The organism is Nocardia sp. XZ_19_385 (genome assembly GCF_015355755.1).
Lineage (GTDB): Bacteria > Actinomycetota > Actinomycetes > Mycobacteriales > Mycobacteriaceae > Nocardia.
The window spans coordinates 461471-485532 of the sequence record NZ_JACVEE010000003.1; the positions used below are offsets into that span (position 1 = coordinate 461471).

The 24062-nt window shown below is 68.1% G+C and carries 21 protein-coding genes; 9 read left to right on the forward strand and 12 right to left on the reverse strand.

The annotated features are described in order from the left end of the window. The first annotated feature begins 2 nt into the window (after positions 1-2). The 4 genes from IBX22_RS25750 (at position 3) to IBX22_RS25765 (ending at position 4460) form a co-directional block, all read left to right on the forward strand. Entirely contained in the window at positions 3-1421 is a 1419-nt protein-coding gene (locus tag IBX22_RS25750; RefSeq protein WP_194818271.1) for an L-fucose/L-arabinose isomerase family protein, read from the forward strand. Next, positions 1418-2917, forward strand: a complete 1500-nt coding sequence (locus IBX22_RS25755; protein WP_194818272.1) for an FGGY-family carbohydrate kinase — start codon at positions 1418-1420, stop codon at positions 2915-2917. Before IBX22_RS25750 ends, IBX22_RS25755 begins: the two co-directional genes overlap by 4 nt. Before the next feature lie 77 nt (positions 2918-2994). Beyond that, on the forward strand, positions 2995-3450 hold the full coding sequence (locus tag IBX22_RS25760; RefSeq protein ID WP_194818273.1) for a co-chaperone YbbN: 456 nt from the start codon (positions 2995-2997) through the stop codon (positions 3448-3450). Beyond that, a complete protein-coding gene (locus IBX22_RS25765) occupies positions 3447-4460 on the forward strand; it encodes a glycoside hydrolase family 172 protein (RefSeq protein ID WP_194818274.1) in 1014 nt (337 codons plus the stop codon). The genes IBX22_RS25760 and IBX22_RS25765 overlap by 4 nt, the downstream gene beginning before the upstream one ends. A gap of 9 nt (positions 4461-4469) precedes the next feature. On the opposite strand, the gene IBX22_RS25770 is transcribed toward IBX22_RS25765, so the two are convergent. The 5 genes from IBX22_RS25770 to IBX22_RS25790 are packed head-to-tail and all read right to left on the reverse strand — an operon-like array spanning position 4470 to position 10331. After that, positions 4470-5606, reverse strand: a complete 1137-nt coding sequence (locus tag IBX22_RS25770) for an epoxide hydrolase family protein (protein ID WP_194818275.1) — start codon at positions 5604-5606, stop codon at positions 4470-4472. Positions 5607-5661: 55 nt separating this feature from the next. After that, on the reverse strand, positions 5662-6540 hold the full coding sequence (locus IBX22_RS25775) for a family 43 glycosylhydrolase (RefSeq protein ID WP_228539435.1): 879 nt from the start codon (positions 6538-6540) through the stop codon (positions 5662-5664). 41 nt (positions 6541-6581) lie between these two features. Further along, entirely contained in the window at positions 6582-7295 is a 714-nt protein-coding gene (locus IBX22_RS25780; RefSeq protein ID WP_194818277.1) for a hypothetical protein, read from the reverse strand. Positions 7296-7314: 19 nt separating this feature from the next. After that, positions 7315-8079 (reverse strand): tyrosine-protein phosphatase, encoded by a 765-nt coding sequence (locus IBX22_RS25785; RefSeq protein WP_194818278.1) that lies wholly within the window; start codon positions 8077-8079, stop codon positions 7315-7317. Continuing rightward, the gene (locus IBX22_RS25790; RefSeq protein WP_194818279.1) at positions 8079-10331 is read right to left on the reverse strand and encodes a pyruvate, phosphate dikinase; all 2253 of its coding nucleotides are present in this window, start codon (positions 10329-10331) and stop codon (positions 8079-8081) included. The genes IBX22_RS25785 and IBX22_RS25790 overlap by 1 nt, the downstream gene beginning before the upstream one ends. 274 nt (positions 10332-10605) lie before the next feature. On the opposite strand from IBX22_RS25790, the gene IBX22_RS38375 reads away from it, so the two are divergent. Beyond that, positions 10606-12480, forward strand: a complete 1875-nt coding sequence (locus IBX22_RS38375; RefSeq protein WP_194818280.1) for an ABC transporter ATP-binding protein — start codon at positions 10606-10608, stop codon at positions 12478-12480. A 7-nt stretch (positions 12481-12487) separates the two neighbouring features. Here IBX22_RS38375 and IBX22_RS25800 read toward each other — a convergent pair whose 3' ends face one another. From IBX22_RS25800 to IBX22_RS25815, 4 genes are read right to left on the reverse strand one after another with little or no spacing between them, the layout of a single operon-like run. Continuing rightward, positions 12488-13306 carry an SDR family oxidoreductase gene (locus IBX22_RS25800; protein ID WP_194818281.1) on the reverse strand — a complete coding sequence of 273 codons (819 nt, stop codon included), beginning with the start codon at positions 13304-13306 and terminating at the stop codon, positions 12488-12490. 8 nt (positions 13307-13314) lie between these two features. After that, complete coding sequence (locus tag IBX22_RS25805; protein WP_194818282.1) at positions 13315-14046, reverse strand: glucose 1-dehydrogenase; 732 nt, start codon at positions 14044-14046, stop codon at positions 13315-13317. A gap of 10 nt (positions 14047-14056) precedes the next feature. After that, positions 14057-15712 carry a 3-oxosteroid 1-dehydrogenase gene (gene kstD, locus IBX22_RS25810; protein ID WP_194818283.1) on the reverse strand — a complete coding sequence of 552 codons (1656 nt, stop codon included), beginning with the start codon at positions 15710-15712 and terminating at the stop codon, positions 14057-14059. A 14-nt stretch (positions 15713-15726) separates the two neighbouring features. Further along, entirely contained in the window at positions 15727-16491 is a 765-nt protein-coding gene (locus IBX22_RS25815; RefSeq protein WP_194818284.1) for a glucose 1-dehydrogenase, read from the reverse strand. A 127-nt stretch (positions 16492-16618) separates the two neighbouring features. Between IBX22_RS25815 and IBX22_RS25820 the strand changes: the two genes are divergently transcribed. The 4 genes from IBX22_RS25820 to IBX22_RS25835 all read left to right on the forward strand — a co-directional run bounded on the left by IBX22_RS25820 (position 16619) and on the right by IBX22_RS25835 (position 19979). Continuing rightward, on the forward strand, positions 16619-17746 hold the full coding sequence (locus IBX22_RS25820; RefSeq protein WP_194818285.1) for an LLM class flavin-dependent oxidoreductase: 1128 nt from the start codon (positions 16619-16621) through the stop codon (positions 17744-17746). A 24-nt stretch (positions 17747-17770) separates the two neighbouring features. Beyond that, positions 17771-18523, forward strand: a complete 753-nt coding sequence (locus IBX22_RS25825; RefSeq protein WP_194818286.1) for a glucose 1-dehydrogenase — start codon at positions 17771-17773, stop codon at positions 18521-18523. Positions 18524-18610: 87 nt separating this feature from the next. Next, positions 18611-19555 carry an alpha/beta hydrolase gene (locus IBX22_RS25830; RefSeq protein WP_194818287.1) on the forward strand — a complete coding sequence of 315 codons (945 nt, stop codon included), beginning with the start codon at positions 18611-18613 and terminating at the stop codon, positions 19553-19555. Positions 19556-19640: 85 nt separating this feature from the next. Next, positions 19641-19979, forward strand: coding sequence for a hypothetical protein (locus IBX22_RS25835; RefSeq protein ID WP_194818288.1), 339 nt, complete (start codon positions 19641-19643; stop codon positions 19977-19979). A gap of 76 nt (positions 19980-20055) precedes the next feature. Here the strand turns inward: IBX22_RS25835 and IBX22_RS25840 are convergent, their stop codons facing one another. From IBX22_RS25840 to IBX22_RS25850, 3 genes are all read right to left on the reverse strand, one after another. Further along, a complete protein-coding gene (locus IBX22_RS25840; RefSeq protein ID WP_194818289.1) occupies positions 20056-21090 on the reverse strand; it encodes a TAXI family TRAP transporter solute-binding subunit in 1035 nt (344 codons plus the stop codon). Next, positions 21087-23216 (reverse strand): TRAP transporter fused permease subunit, encoded by a 2130-nt coding sequence (locus IBX22_RS25845; protein ID WP_194818290.1) that lies wholly within the window; start codon positions 23214-23216, stop codon positions 21087-21089. Before IBX22_RS25845 ends, IBX22_RS25840 begins: the two co-directional genes overlap by 4 nt. Positions 23217-23283: 67 nt before the next feature. Continuing rightward, positions 23284-24045, reverse strand: a complete 762-nt coding sequence (locus tag IBX22_RS25850) for a helix-turn-helix domain-containing protein (RefSeq protein WP_194818291.1) — start codon at positions 24043-24045, stop codon at positions 23284-23286. Positions 24046-24062: the final 17 nt, after the last annotated feature.

Genomic DNA, 24062 nt, shown 5'->3' on the forward strand with positions numbered 1-24062 from the left:
GCATGGCACGCATCGGCGTTATCAGTTTTTCCGACGGGCGCGACTATGTGCACGCGGGTATCGCGCATTTCATCAGGACGACGGAAGATCGTCTGGTTGCGGCGCTTACGGAGGCCGGGCACGAGGTGATCTGCGGGTCTACGCCGATCAGTGACAATGCGCTGGCCGGGTCGGTGGCGCGGAGTGTGGCGGCGGCCGGGGTCGATTTGACGGTGTTCCATTATGCGGTGTGGGCTTTCCCGCATTTCACGATGCTGGCGGCGGGGGTGACGCCGGGGCCGTTGCTGTTGTTGTCGAATATCGATCCGGTGCAGCCGGGAATGGTGGGGATGCTGGCGGCCGGTGGGGCGCTGGATCAGATCGGGCGTGAGCATGCGCGGTTGTGGGGCGACCCGGCTGATTCGGAGCTGATTGCCGCGATCGGGGCCAGGGCGCGGGCGGCGGGTGCGGTGGCGGCCTTGCGGGGCAGTACTTTCGGGCGGTTCGGTGGGCGGCCGATGGGGATGAACACCGCGGTCGCCAATACCGATCAGTGGCAGCGGCTGTTCGGGATCGATGTCGAGGAGATCGATCAGTGGGAGATCGTGCGGCGCGCGGAACTAGCCGATGGTGCGGAGGCGAAGGGTGCGCGGGAATGGCTGGAGCAGCATGCCACCGTGCATTACGACGGGCAGAAATTGACCCCGGAGCTGCTGGAACGCCAGATTCGCTCGTATCTGGCGGTGCGTGAGCTGATCGAGGAGTGGCGGCTGGATTTCAGCGGGATCAAGGGGCAGCCGGAACTCACCCAGTATTTCGCGACCATGGACGTCACCGAGGCGTTCCTGAACGATCCCTACGATTGGAACGGGCCGAAAGAGACCCACGTGTGCGCCACCGAGGCGGATATGGACGGTGCGCTTACCATGCAGCTGCTGAAGCAGATCGCCGGTACGCCAGTGCTTTTCGCGGATGTACGGCACTATCACGCCGATCGTGACATCTGGGATCTGTGCAATTCGGGGCAGCACGCGACCTGGTTCGCGGCCCGCAGCGACGATCCGGCGGAGAACCTGGCGAAGGTGCACCTGTATCCGGAGGTGTTCTTCTTCCCGGCGGGCGGCGCGTCCGTCCACCACCTCGCCGCACCGGGGGAAATGACCTTGGCGCGACTCACACGTAAGGACGGGGCGTACCGAATGCAGTTGATGCTGGGCGAATTCGAAACCTACGACGCGGAGGCCAACGAGGCGTTGATGCGGCAGTCGACCTGGGAATGGCCGCACGCCTTCGCCCGGCTGGACGCGCCCGCCGACGACTTCCTGTCCCGCTTCGGCGCCAATCACATTCACGCGGTCCCCGGCGATCACCGCGAAACCGTCCGCGCGGCATGCGGATTGCTCGGGGTGACCCTGGACGAGTTCACTCGGGGTGCGCGGTGAGCGACGCGCTATTCCTCGGTGTCGACATCGGGACCTCCAGTTCGAAGGGCGTGCTGGTCCGTCCCGACGGCAGCATCGTCGCCAGAGCCGAACGCGTGCACGGTGTTTCGACGCCACGACCGGGCTGGGTGGAGCACGACGCGGAGAAGATCTGGTGGACGGATTTCGTCGAGATCGCCCGGGAGCTGGTCGCTGCCGCGGACGGTGCCCGCTTGGGCGGCCTCGGGGTCTCCGGTATCGGCCCGTGCCTGCTGCCCGCCGACGCCGCGGGCAATCCGCTGCGCCCCGCGATCCTCTATGGCGTCGACACCCGCGCGACCGCCGAAATCGCCGAACTGAACGAGGAATTCGGGGCGGACACGGTCCTGGAACGGGCGGGTTCACCGCTGACCACCCAGGCGATCGGCCCGAAACTGCGCTGGCTCGCCTGGAACGAACCGGAGGTCGCCGCCCGCACCGAATTGCTGCTGATGGCGAGTTCCTTTCTGGTGCACCGGCTCACCGGCCGCTACATTCTCGACCACCAGTCGGCCAGTCAGTGCGTGCCGATGTACGACCTGCGCAAGCGCGAATGGTCCGCGGACTGGTGCGAGACCATCGCGCCGTGGCTGCGGCTGCCCGAACTCGCCTGGCCCTCCGAGATCGTCGGCGCGGTCACCGAAACCGCCTCGGCGGCAACGGGTCTGCCCGCCGGGCTACCGGTCACCGCGGGCACCGTCGACGCCTGGGCCGAGGCCGCCAGCGTCGGGGTCGCGGCGCCCGGTGACGCGATGGTCATGTATGGCACCACCATGTTCCTGGTCCAGGTACTGACCGAACCGCAACCGCACCCTGGCCTGTGGACCACCTGCGGCGCCTGGCCCGGCACCTACACGGTGGCGGCCGGCATGGCCACCTCCGGCGCGGTGACCGAGTGGTTGCGCAAACTCGTCGGCGGTGATTTCTCCGACCTCGTCGAGGAAGCCGCCCGGGTGCCGCTGGGCAGTCGCGGGCTGCTGGTGCTGCCGTACTTCGCGGGGGAGCGCACGCCCCTGTTCGACCCGGACGCCCGCGGCCTGATCGCCGGACTCACCCTCGGCCACGGCCGCTCCGAGTTGTACCGTGCCGCACTGGAATCCATCGCCTACGGCGTCCGGCACAACTTGGCCGCGATGAGCGAGGAAGGCGGGCAGGCGCAGCGCTTGGTCGCGGTCGGCGGCGGCACCAGGGGCGGTCTGTGGACCCAGATCGTCTCCGACGTCACCGGCATGCCCCAGCAACTGACCGCCGAGACCATCGGCGCCTGCCTCGGCGACGCCATGTTCGCGGCCGCCGCGGCCGGCATCGATACCGCCGGCTGGAATCCGGTGGTGGACACCGTCGAACCCGACCGGCAGCGCTACGACCAATACGAACCGTTCTACCGGCACTACCGCGAGCTCTACACCGCTACCGCCGAGATCGCGCACTTCCTGGCCCGCGAGCAACACCGCGCGCACCCGGCTGGTGCCGAATAGGACCCCCATGCGAGGATGCGAGGTTATTTTCACCATGATTGGGTGTGCGGTACCAGCGAACACCCGGGAGGACCTTCATGCCCACCGTGACCTTGACCCAGCTCAACTTCAGCACCGTCGTAGCCGGTAACAACATCGTCCTCGTCGATTGGTGGGCCGGCTGGTGCGGGCCGAGCACCCACTTCGCGCCCGTGTACGAGGATTCCGCGGAGCGGCACCCGGAGCTGGTGTACGGCAAGGTCGACGTCGAAGCCGAGATCGAGCTGACCGCGCTGGCGCAGGTCGACCGATTCCCGACCCTGATGGCGTTCCGCGAGGGTTTGCTGGTGTTCAACAAGGCCGGGTTCCTGCCTGCCGCCGATCTGGAAGAGGTTGTGCAGCAGATCATGTGGCTGGACATGGACGCTGTGCGCCGCGCCGCCGCCGAAGGCGAAGGCGGTCAGGTCGCCGCGAAACCCAGCGTGTCGACGAATTCGCAACGCCTCGCGGGCCAGGCCGCCGGACCCGCCCGATATGGCTGGCCGGGCTTATGACCCCAGCGGGATCTTCCCCGGACCTGTGGCGCCTCGACGCCGCGCGCACCCGCTCGGTCAGCCCGGAGAACCCGACCGGCGCGCGCGGCGGCGGCGCACAGGCCACCGAGGGCACCGGCGCGCACGCGTCCCGGTTTCTCGGTCCCGGCTGGAAGGTCTCGCCGTCCATTCACCTCACCCCAGGTGAAACCGCTTTACTGGCAGAGGTTTCCGGCCCCGGGGTATTCCGGCACTTCTGGCTGACCACCGATCGCGCTGTGCTGCGCCAACTCACACTGCGCATGCACTGGGACGACGACCCGCGTTCCGCCGTCGACCTTCCGCTCGGCCACTTCTTCTGCAACGGCTGGGAAGAACTGGCCCTGCTCGGCTCAGAAATGATGGTCGTCGCCCCGGCCGGCGGCCTGAACAGCTACTGGCCCATGCCGTTCCGTTCCCGCGCCCGCATCACCCTGCACAACGGCAGCGACCGCACGGTACCGGTGTACTACCAGCTCACCTACACCGAGGAAGACCTCCCCGAGAACACCGCCTACCTGCACACCGAGTGGCGGCGCAGCGCACCTCTCGGCATTCCCGCGATCCACACCATCCTCGACGCGGCATCCGGCCCCGGCCGCTATGTCGGCACCTACCTGGCCATCCAGCCCGGCGCCGACGGCTGGTGGGGCGAGGGCGAACTCAAGTTCTACCTCGACGGCGACGCCACCCACCCCACCCTCTGCGGCACCGGCACCGAGGACTACTTCGGCGGCGCCTGGAACTTCGACCTGGCCGGCGCCTACCGCACCTACTCCACCCCGTATGTCGGCCTGCACCAGGTCCTTCCACCCGATGAGATCTACCGGGCCCACCAGCGCTTCGGCATGTATCGCTGGCACGTCCGCGACCCCATCTGCTTCCAAGAGAACCTGCGGGTCACGATCCAGGCGCTGGGCTGGGGTGACCCGGAGACATACCTCCCGCTGGAGCACGCCGACATCGCGACCACCGCCTGGTGGTACGCCTAGCGCCGATCCTCAGCGCAGCTTGCGGAAGAACTCGCGCAGGTCCGCGGTCAGCAGGTCCGGAGCTTCCATCGAGGCGAAATGGCCACCCCGGTCGAATTCCGACCAGTGCACCACGGTGTTCTGCTTCTCGGCGAGGCCGCGGATCGTGCTGCCGCCGGGGAAGATCGCGACGCCGGTGGGAACACCGGAGTTCGGGAGGTCGGCGCCCCACTGCTGCGATTCGTGGTACAGCCGCATCGACGACGCAGCGGTGTTGGTGAACCACAGCACTGCCAGATTGGTCAGGAGCAGGTCGCGGTCGATGGCATGGTCCGGGCGTGAGCTCGCCGGATTCGTATAGGTCTGAACCACATCCAGGATCCAGGCGAGCATCGCCGCCGGGGAATCCGCGACCGCGGGCGCGATGGTTTGCGGACGGCTGGCGTGCACCATGGCATAGGCGGAGCTGCCCTGATTCGACCAGTCCTGCAGTTGCGCCAGCTTCTCCTGATCCTCGGCGCTGTAGCCGGAGCCGTCGTCATCCCAGGTGGGGATGGTGATCGGATCGTTGAGATGGACTCCGGCGACATGCTCGGTATCGATGCGGCCCAGCTGCGGAGCGATGAACGAACCGGCGTCGCCACCCTGCGTCCCGTACCGCGAGTAGCCGAGCCGGGACATGAGTTTCGCGATGAGCTCGGCGCTGCGCTCGGTAGCGGCCTCGCCCGGATTGCGGGTCGGTCCGGACAGTCCGCAGCCCGGCAGGCTCGGAATCACCAGGTGGAACGCATCCGCCGGGTCCCCGCCGTGGGCGCCGGGATCGGTGAGCGGCCCGATCATCTCGGTGAAATCCTCGAACGGCCAGCCATGGATCAGTACCAGCGGCAACGCGTCCGGCTCCGGGGAACGCACATGCGCGAAATGCAGGCGCTGCCCGTCGATCTCGGTGACGAACTGGGGCACCGTGTTGCGGGCGGCCTCGGCTGCTCGCCAGTCGTAGCCGGTGCGCCAATATTCGGCCAGCTCCCGCACATACGAGGTGGGAATGCCGTAAGTCCAGCCGACGCCCGGCAATTCGTCGGGCCAGCGCGTGTTCGCGAGGCGCGCGTGGAGATCGTCCAGATCGGACTGCGGAATGTCGATGCGGAAAGGCTCGATGTTTGTCATGTCTGCAACGGTAGAATCGGCTTAGGACTGATTCGTTCCTAAGAAGACGCGCCGGTCAGCGCGGGACGACTGTTCCCGAGGTCCGGGTCGGAAACGACAACTGCGCCAAGTGCACCCCGCCCTGACCCCAGCCCGCGCTGGTGATCCACCACTGGTCCGCGTCCTGCACCAGCTCCGCGGCGTGCGAGCGGATGTGGCCGACCTTGTCGCCGATGCGGAAGCGGAAGGGATTGTCGCTGCGGAAGACATCGGTGCCGACATAGGTGGGGCGGGGGCCGATGAAGAGGTACCAGGAGTTGTTGTGGGGGACCACGAACGGGGATTCGGTGTTGCCGGCTTCGGTGCCGATGGTGGGGTCGGTGTAGGCGATGTGGCGGTCGCCCCAGCGGGTGAGGTCGGTGCTGAGGCGGTAGCAGACGACGTGGTGGCCGCCCTGGGGTGTGCTGGTCGCGCAGTAGTACATCACCCATTTCTCGCCCAAGCGCAAGATCATGGGGTCGCGGGCGTCGTAGCCGTCGTGGAAGAGCGGGCCGTGCGGGCTGCGGGTCCAGCGGAACAGGTCGGGGGAGGTGGCGAGGTTGATAGCGGCGCGGGTGCGGTCCGGCCCGCCGCCCGCATAGAACATGTAATAGCGCCCGCGGGAATGGATTACGTGCGGGGCCCACAGGTGGGTTTCGCCGTAGCCGGGATCGACGGTGAGGGCGGGGGCCCGCTTGGTCCAGGGGCCGTGCAGGTCGCGGGCTACGGCGTGCGCGAATTCGACCTCGTGGAACGGGTCGGCGGGTTCGGGGTGGGTGATGCCGAACAGATGCCAGCGGCCGTCGTCGGCGCGCACGACAGTGTGGTCGTTGATGTACCAGGGGCGGTGTTCGCCGACCGTGGGGTCGTAGATCTTCGCGAACGGCCCCGCTCGCACCACTTCGCGCGTCGCCATAACGACCATGATCCCGTCGCGCGGCCGATTCCGGGCCGGACTCAGCTGTTGGGTGTGCCGCTGGGTGGGGGAGCCTGGCCCGGGTACTGCTGGGAGCCGGGATGCGGTCCCGGAGGCTGATGCCCGCCTGGATGTTGTTGTCCGCCGGGCCCGTTCGGGAACTGGTGCTCGGTGGTCGGCCCGCTCGGAAACTGCTGCTGTTGCTGCTGGCGGGCCGGGTGCGGCATCACGGTGGTGGGTGCCTCGGGGCCGGTGGGGTACGGATGCCGCGGCGGCGCCGGCTGGTGACCCGCGTTCTGCGGGGTGTTGTTGCCGCTGCGCCGGAACCGGTTCGCGACCTGCCCGAACCGGCTGCCAGAGAAGTGCGAGCCGTAGACACCGAGGGCGAGCGCACCGGTGACGAGGATGGCGACGCCCGCCACCCAGTCGATATGCCAGAACGCGGCGATCACGCCGATGATCGAGGCGAGCATCGCCAGGCCTTTGACGGCCTCGTCGGTGGCATTGGATGGGGCCGGGGAATCCCCGCTGCGCAGTTCGCCGAGCAGGATCAGCACCGCGAGCAAGGGCAGCGCGATCGCGAAGGCGATCACCGAGATCCTCGCGGAGGTGCCGAGCGGATGCGCGGTGAGGAAGCCCTGCAGGATCACCACCCCGATGGCGATCAGGCCGCCGTACATGAGGTTGTTCTGCTTGGCCCAGCTCTGCCGTTCCGCGGGGGTGGCGAACTCGGAGTAGGCGTCGTCCTCTCTCATGAGGCCGACCCTACCCTCGCTACCCCTCGACCAGCACCTGACGCAATTGCGTCAGCTCCGCCGCGCTCAGTCCGTGCGTGCGCAGCCAGGCCGCGCCGCCGCCGTGCGTGGCGTGCAACCCGGCGAGGAACTGCCGGATCACCTCCGGGTCGACGGCGAGGATGCCGGTATTGACCGGCGGCAGACCGTGATAGGAGGGCAGCGCGTCCAAGCGCGCGCGGATCCGGGCCAGACGTTCCCCGGTCAACGCGTAGTCGGCGGCGATCACCTCGGACGGCACGCCGACCGCGTCCAGCAGGACCGCCGCGACCAGCCCGGTGCGGTCTTTACCGGCCGCGCAATGGAATACGACGGAGTGCTGGTCCGGGTCGGTGATGACGCGGGCCGCGGTCACCACGGATTCCGCACTGCCGCCCAGCAATTCGCGATAGAGCCCGACCAGGTCGTAGTGCTGTGCGTCGGGGACCAGGTCGGCCGGGGTGAGGCTGGTCTGAGTGGGTTTGCGCACGGGCAGATTGACCTTCCGCACCGCGGAGTCCGCCAGCAGGCCGTAGCCTTCCCGCTCCACCTCGTCGGGGTTGCGCAGATCGATCAAGGTGCGCAGCCCGAGCGGGCCGAGCAGGGTGCTCAGGTCGCCCTCGGTGAGGTGTTGCGGGGTGCTGGCGCGGTAGACGACGCCGAAACGGGTTGTCCCGCCGCCCTCCACAGGTAGGCCACCCAGGTCGCGGACGTTGTCGATCTCGGCGAATTCGATCCATCGCCGCAGGTTCGTCTCGGTATACATCAGTGCGCCCGCCCCGCGGCTGCTTCCTCCGCGCGGGTGAGCCCGCACAAACCGATCAGATCTTCGTGCAGTTCGAACCACACCGTGTGATAGCTGTCGATGATGGGCCGTGCCACCCAGAGATGTTCGCCCGCCTGGATTTTCGCGACCGCTTCGTCGAAGCGGGCCGGATACGGGCGCAGTCGCGGCGCGATCGAGCCGATCCAGCGGACCAGTGGCGTCACCCGCTCGTGCAGCCCGAGCAGCCGGGCCAGCACCGCCGCGTCGTAGGCGCTGTCGGCGTGATCATTGGGCGTGGCAGCGTCTTTCATCTGCCAGGCGGTGACGATCTCCTTGAGTTCGCCGTTGAACCCGCAGAATTCCTCGTAGATCGCGGTGACCGCGTTCGGGTCGATCTGGCGGCGTTCCTGTTCCAGCAGCGCGGCCACGTGCTCGCGGCCCGCCGGGGTCAGGCGCAGTCCGGCCGGTGTGTTCGCACACCAGCCTCGATCGACGAGATCGGCGCACCGGCACACGGTTTCGTATTCCGGCCGGCCGAGGCTGGTAGCCACGGCTTCGGGTCGCACTCGTCCCTTGATGCCGATCAGCCGGAGTAATGCCAAATCGGGGTTGTCGGTGGTCGGCTGCGTCTGGCTGTCGAGCGGGGTGGTGCGCGGCAGAGCATCGGACGCAGGCAAGGTCCCTGCTGTCATCGCTCCATTGTCGGCCGAATCGATTGCCGATGAACGCCTTTCACCCGCGCCGGTTCGGGCCGCCAGGGCTGCGGGAAGTTCGCCCGGATCGACTGTGGCCCACGCCGCAAGGCGCGCCACATCGGCGATTACAGCCTGCTCCACCGGTTTTCCGGTGACCTCGCCGAGCAGGACCACCCCCGCTCCGCCGTCCACGGTGACGGTGCGTCCAGCCAGCGCGGCGACGACCCCGGGCCCGCAGCCGACCACGCACGGCCGGCCCAGCTCGCGGCTGACCAGCGCCGCATGCGAAGTGGCGCCGCCCAATTCGGTGACGACGGCGCGGGCGGCGATCATGCCGTGCAGGTCGTCGGGGCTGGTGGTGACGCGCACCAGGATCACGTCCTCGCCGGCGGCGGCACGGGTTTCGGCCTCGTCGGGGTCGGTCACGACCACACCGGCAGCCAGGCCGGGACAGGCGGATTCGCCGCGCGCCAGCGGCATCGCCCCGGTATCGGTCCCGGACTCCGGACGCAGCACGGTCCGCAGCTGCTCGGGGCTGACCCGGCGCAGCGCCGTCTCGGAATCGATGAGACCTTCGTCGGCCATCGCGACCGCCGCCCGAACCGCGGCCCGCGCAGAACGTTTCGCCGGACGCGCCTGCAACAGCCACAGCCGCCCGGCTTCCACCGTGAACTCGATGTCCTGAATATCGCGCCCGTCGCGTTCGAGCAGCGCGGCGGCGGCCAGCAACTGGGAGTGTGCCGCGGGCAGCATGGTCGCCAGATCGTGCAGCGGCCGCGGTGTGGTCCGTCCCGACACCACGTCCTCGCCTTGCCCGCCGACCAGCCATTCGCCGAACGGTTGTGGCGCACCGGTATTCGGATTGCGGCTGAACAGCACCCCGGTCCCGGAGTGTGCGTCGAGATTGCCGAACACCATGGCCTGCACCGTGACCGCCGTCCCGAGCTGATCGGAGACGCCGCGATTGCGCCGATACGCCTTGGCGCGCGCGGAATCCCAGGACCGGAACACGGCGGTGATCGCGCCCCGCAGCTGTTCCCACGGATCCTCGGGCACCTCCGCGCGGGGATCGCCGAGCACGATCTCGCGGTATTGCGCGAGAAAGCGCCGGTGCGTGTCGCTCGCGTAGGACGGACTTCCGGTCTCGGCCAGCAAAGCCCGCTCGGCCGCGGTGTTCATCCCGAGATTGAGCACCGTGTCCATCATCCCGGGCATGCTGACCGCCGCCCCGGACCGCACCGAGACCAGCAACGGCTTGGTCGCGGCGCCGAATGTGCGCCCGGTACCGCGCTCCAGTGCGGCTATGCCGTCGCGCACGCCCGCCCAGACCGTTTCGCTCAGGGCACCGCGGGCACCGAACTCGGCCCACGCCTCGGTGGTCAGCACGAACGCGGGCGGCACCGGCAGACCCAGCGCCCGCATGTGATCGACGCTCCACGCCTTGCCGCCGATGCGTTCCCGCGGCAGCGCGCACGTCCCGTCCAGCTCGGCGACCGAAGGAGCATTCACCTGGTCGGTATGGTCCGGCAACTCCACGGGCCCCACTCCGGTCGTCATGTCACTCCTTCGGTTTCAGGTATCGGAAAGCCACCACGCACAAGCGGGTGACGGAGGCGGATCCGCCGCGAATCGAGGTCGCGGCTGGCCGGTCGCGGCTGGAACTTCCACAGGATCGCGGCGTCGGATCGCCCGGACGAATGGCGCGGTTCAGGCGCGAACTCCAGCCTGCCCGGGGCCGCTCCGGATGCGTACCGGTCGTCCCGGTCACCAAGACGAGATGGCGGCGGAAAAGAAGTGGCTGCCCGGATGGCGGGCCGCCTAGCGTGGGCCCGTGATATCCGAAGAGCAGGAAGAGGCGATCGACAAATCCGCGGACCCCTGGACTGCCTACGACGACACCATGGCCGGCACCGGCTTCTGGTCCATGGCGCGGCAGCTGCCCGTCATGATCGGCCGGGTCCTGCGCGAATGCTGGGCGGTGAACAGGCGCGATACCGCCGCGTTGGTGCTGTGCTCGCTGATCGCCGAGGTATTCACCGCCGTCGGCCTGCTGGCTACGACGAATGTCCTGGAGCGGTTGCTGGCCGGCGGGCCGACGCCGGACCGGTTGCGATCCGCCGCGCCCGCGCTGTCGCTGATCCTGGCGGCTATCGTGCTGCGCGGCGCTTTGCGGCAGGCGGCGACCTGGGTCCGGTCCCGCCTCGAGCCGCAACTGCGGCGCAGCCTGAGCGTCCGGCTGATGGAATTGAGCACCGGGGTGCGGCTTTCGGCGTTCGACGACGACGTTTTCCACAACACTCTGCACCGGGTGCGGGAGCGCGCTCAGCACGCGGTCCCGCTGCTCCTCGACGGCACACTGCGGCTGCTGGCCGGTGGTATCAGCTTGGTCGCTGTCGGCGGCGTGCTCACCGTGCTGCATCCGATGCTGCTGCCGCTGATGGTGCTCGCGCTGGTGCCGACGTGGTGGGCGTCGGTGCGGTCGGCGCACCTCGGTTACCAGGTGTACGCGGCCAGCAGTGGGGCAGAGCGGAGGCTGGAGACGCTCACGAATTTGATGGCCGATCGGGAACCCGCCGGTGAGGTGCGGGCCTACACGATGCGCGGTTTCCTGCTGCGTGAGTTCCGGCAGCTGGCTGTGCACGTGCAGGACCGGACGTTGCGGATGGAGCGGCGGCAAGCGCTGAGCCAGGCGACCGGTGAGGCGCTCAGCGCCGTCGGGGTGGGTGTGGTCTATCTGGTGCTCGGCGCGCTGCTGTTCGCGGGGGCACTGCCGCTGGCGGTCGCGGGCACCGCGGTCGTTGCGATTCAGACAGCCATGAGCACGCTGCGGGCGGTCGTGGAAAGCCTGCACTGGACCTACGAGAATGCGCTCTACTACCGGGATTACCTGGATTTCACCGCCGAAGCTGGCAGACAGCAGGAGCGCCGCGGCGGCGTGGCTCCGCCGCCGGAGGTCGACCGGATCAGCGCCCGCGGCCTGACCTTCACCTACCCATCCGGTGACCGGCCCGCGCTGAGCGGCGTCGACATCGATATCGCACCCGGGGAGATCATCGCGCTCGTCGGCGAAAACGGCTCGGGCAAAACCACTCTCGCGAAAATCCTGAGCGGACTCTACGAACCCGACAGCGGCACCGTGACCTACGGCGATGTGCCGCTGACCGAAATCGACCTCGAGCTGCTACGCGACCGGATCGCGGTGATCGCACAGAACTTCACGCACTGGCCGTTCTCGGCCCGCCAGAACATCACCATCGGCCGCACCGACCACCCGCAATCGGAAGTAGCACTGCAAAAAGCCGCGTCCGCCGCAGGCGCCGACGAGGTCTTCGCCGACCTGCCCAAGGGCGCCGACACCCTCCTGGATCCCACTTACCAAGGGGGAGCGGAACTCTCCGGCGGTCAATGGCAGCGCATCGCGGTAGCCCGCGGCCTCTACCGCGACGCCCCACTCCTGATCTGCGACGAACCGACCGCCGCACTGGACGCCCGCACCGAACACGCGATCTTCGAAACCATCCGCCGCCACGCCGCCCAGCGCACCGTCGTCCTGATCACCCACCGCCTCGCCAGCGTCCGCTACGCCGACCGCATCTACGTCCTCGACCACGGCCGCATCGCCGAACACGGCGCCCACCGAGATCTCATGGCCCGCAACGGCAGCTACGCCGAGTTCTACAACCTCCAGGCCCAGGCCTACGAGTAGACCCCGATCAGGCGACTTCCTTCTTCATCTGGGCGGTGATGATCTTCTGGTAGCCGGCGCCGAACAGGCGGGGGAGCAGGGCGATGACGCGGGCGTCGGCGCCGATGAGGATTTGGGCCTTGTCCTTGCGGATGCCCTTGAGCATGGCCTTGGCGGCGGATTCGGGGGTGGTTTTGGCCAGGCGGTCGAAGTTGGCGGCGAGGGCGTCGCGGTCGCGGTCGCCGCCGGCGCGGGCCTTCCAGGCGATGCCGGTTTTGACCATGCCGGGGTGGACGCAGCTGACGCCGACCTGGTGGCCCGCGATCTTCATTTCCTGGCGGAGCGCGTCGGTGAAACCGCGAATGCCGAATTTGGTTGCGTTGTAGGCGCTTTGGCTGGGGCAGGCGGCGAGGCCGAACATGGAGGAGACGTTGGCGATGTGGGCGTCACCGGAGGTGATCAGCTGGGGCAGAAAGGCTTTGGTGCCGTACATGACGCCCCAGAAGTTGATGTTGACGATCCACTCGAAGTCTTCCCAGCTGAGTTCTTCGACATTGGCGGTCAGCGAGACCCCGGCATTGTTGACCAGCACGTTGGCCGGGCCGAAATCGGCGTGTACGTCCTCGGCGTGGGCATAGACCGCGGTGCGGTCGGTGACGTCGAGTTTGTAGGCGCGGGCCCGGGCGCCGGCTTTCTCGCACAGCGCTGCCGTTTCGGCGACATTGTCGAGGTTGCGGCCGGACAAGGCCAAACGTGCACCGGCATCGGCCAATTCGAGCGCGAGCGCCCGCCCGATGCCCGCACCGGCGCCGGTGATGACGGCGACTTTGTCCTGAAAGTTCTTCACGGTGTTCCTTACTTGGTGGTGTAGCCGCCGTCGGCGACGAATTCGGAGCCGGTGCAGTAGCCGGCTTCGTCGGAAATCAGGAACAGCACCAGACTGGCCAATTCCTCCGGGGCCGCGGCACGGGGGAGCGGCTGGTCGGCGACCATCGCGTGCGAGCGCTCGGATTCCTCGGTCATCTCGGTGGCGACCACGCCGGGATGCACCGAGTTGACGCGGATGCCGTCGGCGCCGAACTCCTGCGCGGCCGCCTTGGTCATTCCGCGCACCGCCCACTTGGAGGCGACATAGCCGAGGATGTTGCTGAAGGCGATGATGCCGCCGATCGAGGAGATATTGACGATCGAACCGCCCCCGGCCCGGCGCATCGAGCCCACCACGGCCTTCATGCCGAGGAACACCCCGATCTGGTTCACGTCGAGTACCTTGCGGAAATCCGCCTCGGCGAGCTGTTCGATCGGGTCGACATGCACGATGCCCGCATTGTTGACCAGGCCCGACACCGGCCCGAACAGCCGTTCGGCCTCGGAAACCACGGACTGCCAGGCGGATTCGTCGGTGACATCGAGCGGCAGGTACACCGCCCGCTCGCCGAGTTCGGCGGCGACCGCCTTGCCTTCGTCGGTGCGCACATCGGTGACCACCACCGCGGCCCCCTCGGCGACCAGACGCCGCGCGAACGCCGCACCCATGCCGCGGGCGCCGCCGGTGACGATCACCGTCTTGCCGTTGACCCTGCCCATGTCCTGCTCCTTACTGCTCGAGGTCGGCGAGATGCTGGGCCGCGAGGTAGCCGAACACCATGGCGGGGCCGATGGTGGCGCCCGCGCCCGCGTAGCTGTTGCCCATGACGGCGGCCGAATTGTTGCCTGCCGCATAGAGTCCCGGGATCGGCGCACCGTCGGCGCGCAGCACCCGGGAGTGTTCGTCGGTGACCAGTCCGCCTTTGGTGCCGAGGTCGCCGGGCACCATCTCGACTGCGTAGAACGGGCCCTGATCGATCGGCGCGAGGCAGGGATTCGGCCGCACCGTGGGATCGCCGTAATACTGGTCGTAGGCGGATTCGCCGCGCTGGAAGTCCTCGTCGCGGCCGGCGCGAGCGAATCCGTTGAACCGCCGCACCGTTGCGGTCAGTTTGTCCGCAGGCACGCCGATCGCGGTTGCCAGTTCTTCGAGAGTGGCAGCCTGTTTGATGATCCCCGCGTCGAAATACTTCTGCGGGATAGGCCGTTTCGGGAACGTGCCGAGGAACAGGTATCGGTCCCGGAACCGCTGATCCATGATGAAATACGCGGGCACATGCCCGACGCCGGTGGCGTGCCGCTCGAACATGGTGTGCACCACGTCGACATAGCTGGCCGATTCGTTGGTGAACCGCTCACCGGCGTCGTTGACCATGATTCCGCCGGGCTGAGAGCGTTCGGCGAGACAGAAGAACGGCGGACCGTCCGGGTTGCGCACCGACGGGCCCCACCACGCGTCATCCATCAAATCCAAGGCCGCACCAGCGGATTCACCCGCGCGGATGCCCTCGCCGACGTTCTCGACGGCACCGACGGTCCAGTCGGTACTGACGGGGCCGGTGAAGTACTCCCGGCGCATCTCGAGGTTGTGCTCGAAACCGCCTGCGGCCAACACGACTCCGCGCCGGGCCCGGATTTCCACCGGCTTACCGTCGCGTTCGGCCCGCACACCGACCACCACGCCCTCGGAGGTAATCAGCTCCGAGAGTGGGGTATTCAGCCAGACCGGCACATTCGCGTCACGCAACGCCAGCCACAGCCGCGCCACCAGCGCCTTGCCCAGGCTCAGCGGGATTCTGCCGCGCAGCCGGTTGACGACCGCCTGCGCGCCCACCCGCACCGCGGTGCGCTTACCCTTCCAGGTGCGCCCGATCATGTTCAGATCGTGGAAATCGCTGACCGTGAACGCGATTCCCTTCGGACCCGACATGGTCGGTTGATTGATCAACGCCAGATCCTTGCCGAGCAGGCGTCCGTCCACGATCGCCGGTTCGATACTGCGGCCCTGCGCGAGCCCGCCCGGCTTCTCCGGGTGATAGTCGGAATAGCCGCGGTCATAGACGAATTGCAGATGCGGGGTGCGCGCCTGCAGATAGGTCATCATGCGCGGCCCGTTGTCCAGGAACGCGTCCTGCTTGACCTGCGGAACCCGATCACCCACAACCTCTTTGAGATACACCCGGGCCAGATCGGGGCTGTCGGGCACGCCCTCGCGCACCAGCACCGGATTGTTCGGGATCCACACCCCACCACCGGACCGCGCGGTGGAACCACCGAATTTGGCGCTCTTCTCGAGCACCACCACCGACAGCCCGCGATAGGCGGCGGTGAGTGCGGCGGTCATCCCCGCCGCGCCCGAACCCACTACGACAACGTCGAATTCCATGAATGTCCCCTCGCTCAGTAACCGGCGCCGGTCAGCATGCCGCCGTCGACCACGACCTCGGTGCCCGTGCAATAGCTCGCGGCATCCGAGGCCAGGAACACCACCGCCTCGGTCACCTCGGCGGGCTGACCCCACCGCGAAATCGGCAGTCCCGCAAAGAACTTGTCGCCATCGACGCCGGAACCGGCCGCCTCCGTCATCGGCGTGGCGATACCGCCGGGATGCACCGAGTTGACCCGGATCCCTTGCTTGCCCAGCTCCCGCGCCGCCGACTTGGTCACCCCGCGAATCGCGAACTTGCTCGCGCTGTACGCGGATAGTCCGGCCGCACCGATAAAGCCCTCGACCGAGGAGACGTTCACGATCGACCCGCCACCGGACTCGGTCAAAGCCGCTGCCACGGACTTGATCCCGAGCCAGGTGCCGGTCACATTGACGTTCAGGATGGTGGTGAAATCCCGCACCGGCATGTCCGCGATGGACTGAAACCGCAGTATCCCCGCATTGTTGACCAGCACATCGAGCCGCCCGAAACGTCCCTGCGCCTCGGTAACCGCTGCCGCCCAATCGGTTTCACTCGTCACGTCGTGATGCAGATAGTGACAGGCGGGTCCGATCTCGGCCGCCAGTTCCTTGCCCGCGTCGTCGAGCACGTCACCGAACACCACCCGCGCACCCTCCGCGACGAACCGCCGCACATGCTCGGCGCCCATGCCGCGCGCGCCTCCGGTGATCAACGCGACCTTGCCCGCGAGCCGACCCTCTCGATCCTGATCCATGGCTCGAACGCTAAGTCCGGCCGGCAGGCGGGAGCGGGTGCAGTCTCAGCCACCGAGACCTACGGCTGACCTCCACGCAAGCATCGGAAATATTTCTACTAGGCATATACAGACTTGGAGGCAGTGCATGAAGTTCTCGATGATCTTCGAGGCGCAGATGACCAACCCGTCGGCCGACCACGAACGCCAGGTGTTGCGTGACTGTGTCGAGCAGGCGGTGCTGGCCGAGGAGATGGGCTTCGACACCGTGTGGGCCGTGGAGCACCACGGGCTGAAGTGGTACGCGCATATGAGCGCCCCGGAGATCTTCCTGACCTGGGTCGCCGCGCGGACCTCCCGCATCCGGATCGGGCACGGCGTGGTGTGCATGCCGTTCAACTTCAACCATCCGGTGCGCGCCGCCGAACGCGCCGCGATGCTCGACGTGCTCTCCGGCGGCCGGGTCAACCTCGGCGCCGGCCGCGGCGCCACCCCGCAGGAGACCTCCATGTGCGGCGTCGACCCCGACCGCACCTATCAGGAGGTCGAGGAGGCCCTGTGCATCATCGGCAAGGCCTGGCAGGACCCGGAGGGCGAATTCGAGTGGCACGGTGAGCTTCTCGATATCGACCCGCATCCGCTGCTGCCCCGTCCGGTGCAGCTGCCGCACCCGCCGCTGTTCATGGCGTGCACCAAGAAGGACACCCTGAAACTGGCGGCCGACTACGGAATCGGAGCGCTGGTCCTCGGCTTCGCGGGCATCGAGGAGATCGCCGAACTGCGCCGCACCTATGACGCGGCCATCGCCGAGCGGACGGGGGAGAAGTTCGTCTCCACCGTGGTCAACGACCATTTCGCGGCGCTGTGCCCGACGATCGTGCTCGACGATCGGGAGCAGGCCCAGCAGATCGGCGCTCGCGGCCAGCGTTTCTTCGCCCAGTCGATCAAGCACTGGTACGGCGCGGGCCCGGTCCCGGACGAGGCGGTCGACAACAGTGTCGACGAGGTCGCGGGCATCAAGAAGGCCGCCGAGGAACACCTCGCCTACCTGCACGAGGCGAAGATCCCCGTGAAGCCCGGCGCCACTTCGGTTTTCAACGTGGAGCACGCCTACGGCAGCCCCGAGGACGCCATCGCCTACGTCGAACGGCTGCAAGCGGCGGGCGCCGACGAAATCCTGTGCCTGATCCAGATGGGCACGGTGCCGCAGGAAGCCTGCCTCGAGACCATCCGCCACTGGGGCGAGAAGGTCATCCCGCACTTCCGCAAGCAGTAACCCTCTCTCGACAAGGAACTCGAAATGACCGATCTCACCGGCAAAGTCGCCATTATCACCGGCGCGGCGCGTGGCCAAGGCGAGGCCGAAGCCCGCCTCTTCGTCGAACAAGGCGCCCGCGTCGTCCTCACCGACGTCCTGGAGACCGAGGGCAAGGCGGTCGCCGAATCCCTCGGTGACGCAGCCCGTTTCGTCCGCCACGATGTCGGCAACGCCGACGACTGGGCCGCCGCGGTGCGCACCGCGGTCGAGGATTTCGGCGGCCTGAACATTCTCGTCAACAACGCCGCCATCTACACCGCCAAGGCGCTGACCGACACCAGTGCCGAAGAGCTGGAACGCATCCTGCGCGTCAACCTGATCGGCTCCTTCCTCGGCATCCAAGCCGTGGTCGGCCCCATGGCGGCGGCGGGCGGCGGCTCCATCGTCAACATCTCGTCTCAGGCCGGGCTGCAAGGACTTCCGGGCCACGCCGCCTACGGCGCCTCCAAATGGGCTCTGCGCGGCCTCACCAAAACCGCCGCCCTGGAACTGGGCCCGGCAGGCATCCGCGTCAACTCGGTGCACCCCGGTCCCATCGCCACCCCGATGATCGGCCACCTCGGCCTCACCACCGGCCCCGGCAGCTTCCCGACCTTGCCCCTCGGCCGAGTCGGCCTCCCGGCGGAGGTCGGCAGCCTCGTAGCCTTCCTGGCCTCCGACGAAGCCGCCTTCATCACCGGCGCCGAGCTCGCCATCGACGGCGGCCTCTCCGCCGGGCCCTTCATCCCCCAGTAACCCCCCGCCGAGTGGCACACCACGGCGGGCCTACTCGGCCGTTGCCGCAACCATGTGCCACTCGGCGATACCAGATAGGAGGCGGCGATGCCGTTGAAGCCAGAGGCGCGGGCGATCGTGGACGCGGCCAACGCGTCGTTCCCGAAGCTCGGTACCGAGGTGCTCGATGCGGTGGAGGCGCGGCGGATGCTTGCCGCCCGGCCCACGGTCGCGGTGGAACCGATACCGGTTCGCAAGGTCGAGGAGCGGGTGGTCCCCGGCCCCGAGGGCGCACCACCGGTCCGCGTCCGCATCTATCACCCGGCCGGAGCGACCGGCGAACTGCCCGCCGTAATCTTCTGCCACGGTGGCGGATTCACGATCTGCAGCCTGGAATCCCACGATCAGCTGTGCCGCGCCATGGCCAACGAGGTCGGCGCGATCGTCGTCTCCGTCGACTACCGGCAAGCCCCCGAACACCGTTTCCCGGCCGCCGCCGAAGACGCCTACGCGGTGCTGTGCTGGGTCGCCGAACTCAAAGCATCACTGGGCGGCGATCCCACCCGCATCGCGGTGGCTGGCGACAGCTCCGGCGGCAACCTGGCCGCCGTGACCGCCTTGATGGCGCGCGACCGCAACGGCCCCGCCATCGCCTACCAGCTGCTCATCTACCCGATGCTGGACCCCTCCCGTGCCACGCCCTCCTACCGCGACAACGCCCACGGCTACTTCGTCACCGCCGACCACCTGCGCTGGTACTGGGAGCAATACCTCGGCCCGGACACCGCCACCGACAACCCCTACGCGGCCCCCGCGCGTGCCAACGACCTCTCCGGCCTGCCACCGGCGCACATCGTGACCGCCGAGTACGACCCACTCCGCGACGAGGGCGAAGCCTACGGTGCCCGCCTGCGCGCGGCGGGCGTCGAAACCGAGGTGCTGCGGTACAACGGCGAGTTCCACGGCTTCTTCAGCATGGCCGACCACCTCCCGGACGCGAAAGAGGCCGCCACTACGGCATATTCCGCTCTCCGCAGAGCACTGGGCGGCTAGCAGGAGCGTCCGTGGCGCAAGGTCCGTACTCGGCGTAAGTCGCTGAGCGCCTGAAGATCTGGCCGTGCGGCAGTACGCTTCGGCGATGACGAGGTTTCTGCTGCTGACCGTCGAGAGTGCGCAACCGTCCGGCGATCAGGTCCGGCTGCTACCCCGGATTCCGATAAGCGACCTGATTGCCCGGGGCGGCGGGCAGCTTCAGACGCCGATGCCGGGCAGCCCACTCGAATTGCGTTTGCCCAGCGGCGAGACCGCGTCTGCCAGAGTCGCCGCCTTCGGTGTCGAATCCTGGCAGCGGGAAGACGGCACGCTGTACACCACCAGCGACCCATCCAGCCCGGAGCTGACCCTCACCCTCGACGGCGCCTCGATTCCCGGCGATATCCCGCCCGGCACCGAAATCTGGCTCCCAGCAAGGGAATAGCGTGCACCCTGCCGGTGACCGAACACCCGCTACAGGGGGTGCCAGGTCAGCGGCAGGGGTGCTCGGTGGTGGAGGGTTATCCCTGCGTCAGGGCGTGGGCGGCGCCGCGGTGCAGCGGAACCGGTTCGGTCTTTTTGGCGTTGTCCTTGACGATGCCTTTGGCGGCCGAGTTCGCCTGTTCCAGTTGGGGTTTACGGTCGAAGACGGTCTTGGCGAGGACGCAGGCCAGGTTGGCGTCCAGGTCGTCGCGGACCAGCAGGACGTTGGGGACGACGATGGTTTTGGCGTCGGCCGGCAGTCCGTAGGTGGCGGCGGGGATGGTGCCTTCCTCGTAGACCGGGCTGACCTTCTGCATCGCGGCGTTGAGGCCGGCGATGTCGAGGAACTTGACCTGGTCGCGAGCCGAGGTGAACAGGTCGGTGATGCCCGGGGTGGGCAGGCCGCCGGAGAAGAACATGGCGTCGATGGAGCCGTCCTTCATGCCGTCCACGGTCTTGGTGAGATCGAGACGCTGGGCGGAGATGTCACTGTCCGGGTTCAGGCCCGCGGCCTGCAACACCCGGTTGGCGATCACCTCGGTGCCGGATTTCGGCGAGCCGGTGGAGACGCGCTTGCCGCGCATGTCGGCGACCGAGTTGATGTTGGCGCCCTTGCGCACGACCACCTGGGTGTAGTTCGGGTACAGGCGCGTAAGCGCTTGCACCGGTTGCTTTTTCCCGTCGAAGCTGCCGGTGCCGAGCACCGCGTCGGCCGCGGAGTCGGCCAGCGAGAACGCGACCTGGTAGGTACCGGCGACCAGCTGCTGGATGTTCTGCACGGACGCACCGGTTTCCGCGGCGGTGGCCTTGACCGTGCCGTTGGTGGCCTGCGAGATCTGGTCGGCGTAGGCGTTTCCGAGCGCGAAGTAGACGCCGGTCGCGTTACCGGTGGCGATGCCGACCCGAGTCTCTTGGTGCACTTCGCAATTCACCTCCCCGCCCGCGTCGGTCTTCGGTGCGTCGCGGCGACCACCGCAGCCGGTGAGCAGTCCGGCCGACAGCACCGCGACGCCGAGCACCGCGATCACCCCCGCCGATCTGGACCTGACGAAACCCTTTGCGACTGCGCTCATGTCGTCCTCCTTCGTGACAGGGCAGTGACCCCTACGGCCGCGCCGACCGCGACCAGCCCGGCGATGATCGCACCGGGCTCCAGGTACAGCAGCGTAAGCCCACCGAGTGCGGCGAGCACGCGGGCGGGTTTCCCCGCCGGTCCGACGCCCAGGATCCAGCCGCCGGTCGCGATGGCCAGTGCCGCCACCGCCAGGCAGGCGACCACTGTCGTCCACAGCACGCCGAGCAAAGGCCCACGGCCCAACAGGGATTCGCCGTTCGAGGTCATCACGAACACCACCGGCACCAGGAACGCGGGCAGGGCGTATTTCAGCGCCTGCCACATCGTCGGCACGGTTTTTCCGCCGGTGATCGCGGCCGCGCCGACAGCGGCGAGCGCGGTCGGCGGCGTCACTTCGGACAGCACAGAGTAGTAGAAGACGAACATCGCGGCCGCCGGCGCGGGCACACCCAGTTCCAGCAGCGCGGGCCCGATGATCGCCCAGCCGATGATGAACGACGCCGTCACCGGCACCGCCAAGCCCAGCATGGCCAGTGCCACGGCCGCGAAAACAACTGTCAGAGCCAGGATTACGGTGTGGTTGTCCGATACCGAGCCGGCCGCTTTGACCAGCAGCGCCGCGAGCTGAGCACCGAGACCGGTCTTGGTGGTCATCGCGGTGATCACACCGGCGGCGGTACACACCGCGACCACCGGCAGTGCCGACCGCACCCCGGAGCCGAGCGCGGCGAAGAGCAGACGCGGTGACCGGGCGCGGGCGCGGGTCTTGGAATCCAGGAACGCCAGCAGGAACGCCAGCGCGGTCGCGTACACCACCGACTTGGTCGCGCTGACCCCGATCAGCAGCAGCACCACGATCACGATCAGCGACAGGAAGTGGTATCCGAACCGGCCCAGCAGCCGCCACACCGAGGTGGTCGCGACCTCCACCGGCCGGGTGCCCAGCCGCCGGGCGTCGATCTCCACGGCGAGCAGAATTCCCAAGTAGTACAACAGCGTTGGAATCAGTGCCCAGCCGAGCACGGTCACATAGGACACGTCGAGATACTCGGCGACGATGAACGCCGCCACACCCAGCGTCGGCGGCGACAGGATCGCGCCGACACCCGCCGCGGCCAGCATGCCGCCGGCCTGCTCGGGCGGATACCCGGCTTTGCGCAGGATCGGCCAGGTCACCGCGCCGACACTGACCGCGGTCGCGGTACCCGACCCGGACACGGTGCCGAGCAGGAACCCGGAGGCGACAGTGGTGCGTCCGGCCGCGGTCCGGGAGCGCCGGAACGCCGACACCGACAGGTCGACGAAGAACTGTGCGGCGCCGGAGAATTCGAGCACCGCGCCGTAGAGCGTGAACAGCACGATGTAGGTGGCGGCGACATCCAGTGGGGTGCCGAAGAATCCGCTCGCCGAGTTGTACAGCGCGTCGATGACCTGCGAGAAGTCCAGCCCCGCATGCGCGATGGACCAGCCCTGCGGCATCAGCCCGCCGTAATAGCCGTAGGCGACGAACACCAGGCACACCAGCGGCAGCACCCAGCCGGTGGTGCGCCGGCAAGCCTCCAGCACCAGCACCAGCAGCACCGCGCCCATGGCGATATCGACCGGATCGAACAGCGCCTGCCGATCCAGGAAAGCGTCGTAACCGCCACCGCCGGAACCGATCTCGATCGGCAGCACCGGGTACAGGCACACCAGCAGCGTCACCACGGCCAGCGCATAGTCGACCGGTCCCGGCCCGGATTCCCGGTCCAGCCAACGGATCCCGGACCGATAGGCGAGAAACACCAGCGGCAGCGTGGCGGCCAGGAAGATCACCAGATAGAACTGGCTGCCCTGTGGTAGCGGGCGGAACACCTGCCACAGCGCGAGCAGCGCCACTGCGAACGCGACGGCGGCCACGATCCGCTCCGGCAGGCCCGTCAGCTCTCGGGCGGGGCGCTCCTCGTCGTCGACTTCGATCGTCTCCGGGAGTTGCCTTGGCTCATCGGGCAATTCGACGCGGGTGGTTTCGAACTTCCCCGGCTCGACCTTCCGGGCCTCGGTGTTTTCCGGCTCGGCCGGGGGTAGCGGCTGTTGCTCAGCGGACGGCTCGCCCCCCGATTGAGCGTCCTGCGAGTCCAACATGGCGCGACGATATCAACGCAGTAGGTCAAGATCACAGAGTTTCGAAACATGTTGGCCCGAACATTAACTAATCCTTAGGTGTGGGGATGCCCACATTTCGCTCGGGCGCCGGGGCCTGCCAGCGCGAGAACATCGCCCCGGGGGTCACTCCGCCCATCGCGACGGTCGTGCGGACCAGGTGCGATTGGTCGGCGAACCCGGTTCGCGCGGCCACCTCGGCGGCCGGGCGGAAAGGTAGCTGGACGACAGCCTCGCGCAGGCGATGCCAGCGCCGCAGGGTGGGCAGCGAGCACCCCAAGGTCGCGGCGCCGAGTTGGCGTAACCGTCTGGGCGACAATCCGACTCGCGCGGCCAGCTCGGCCGCCGGATCGCCGCCGTCGAGCAGGTCGAGCGCCTGGGCCAGCCGGGGATCGAGCGGCGGGTTCATGCCGAGCGTCCGGTCCACGGCCGCACGCAGCCGATCCGGTTCGAGCTCGGTGCCCAGGCCGGTCAGCAGCCGGGTGACCTGGGTGCTGTCCAATGCGTGCAGGCCAGGCGGGCCGGATAGCCGATAGGGGTCGATCCACAGCGAGACATAACCCGCCGGATAGCTGAACGTGCGAAAGACACGGGGCGAGACCAGGATTCCGGGCCCGCTGGTCACGCCCCCGAGTTCATCGCGAACCAGCACCGGCGCTTCCGCCGACAGCACAAGCTGCCATGCCGGGTGCCGGAACCCTTTCGGCTCCGCGGCGGAATTCTCGCCGATACAGGCGAACTCTGCCCCCAGCGCGACGAACGCGGCATTGCCGTTTCGTTCAATACGCCAGGACCGCGCCTGCTCGACCATGCATCCATGGTTGCACC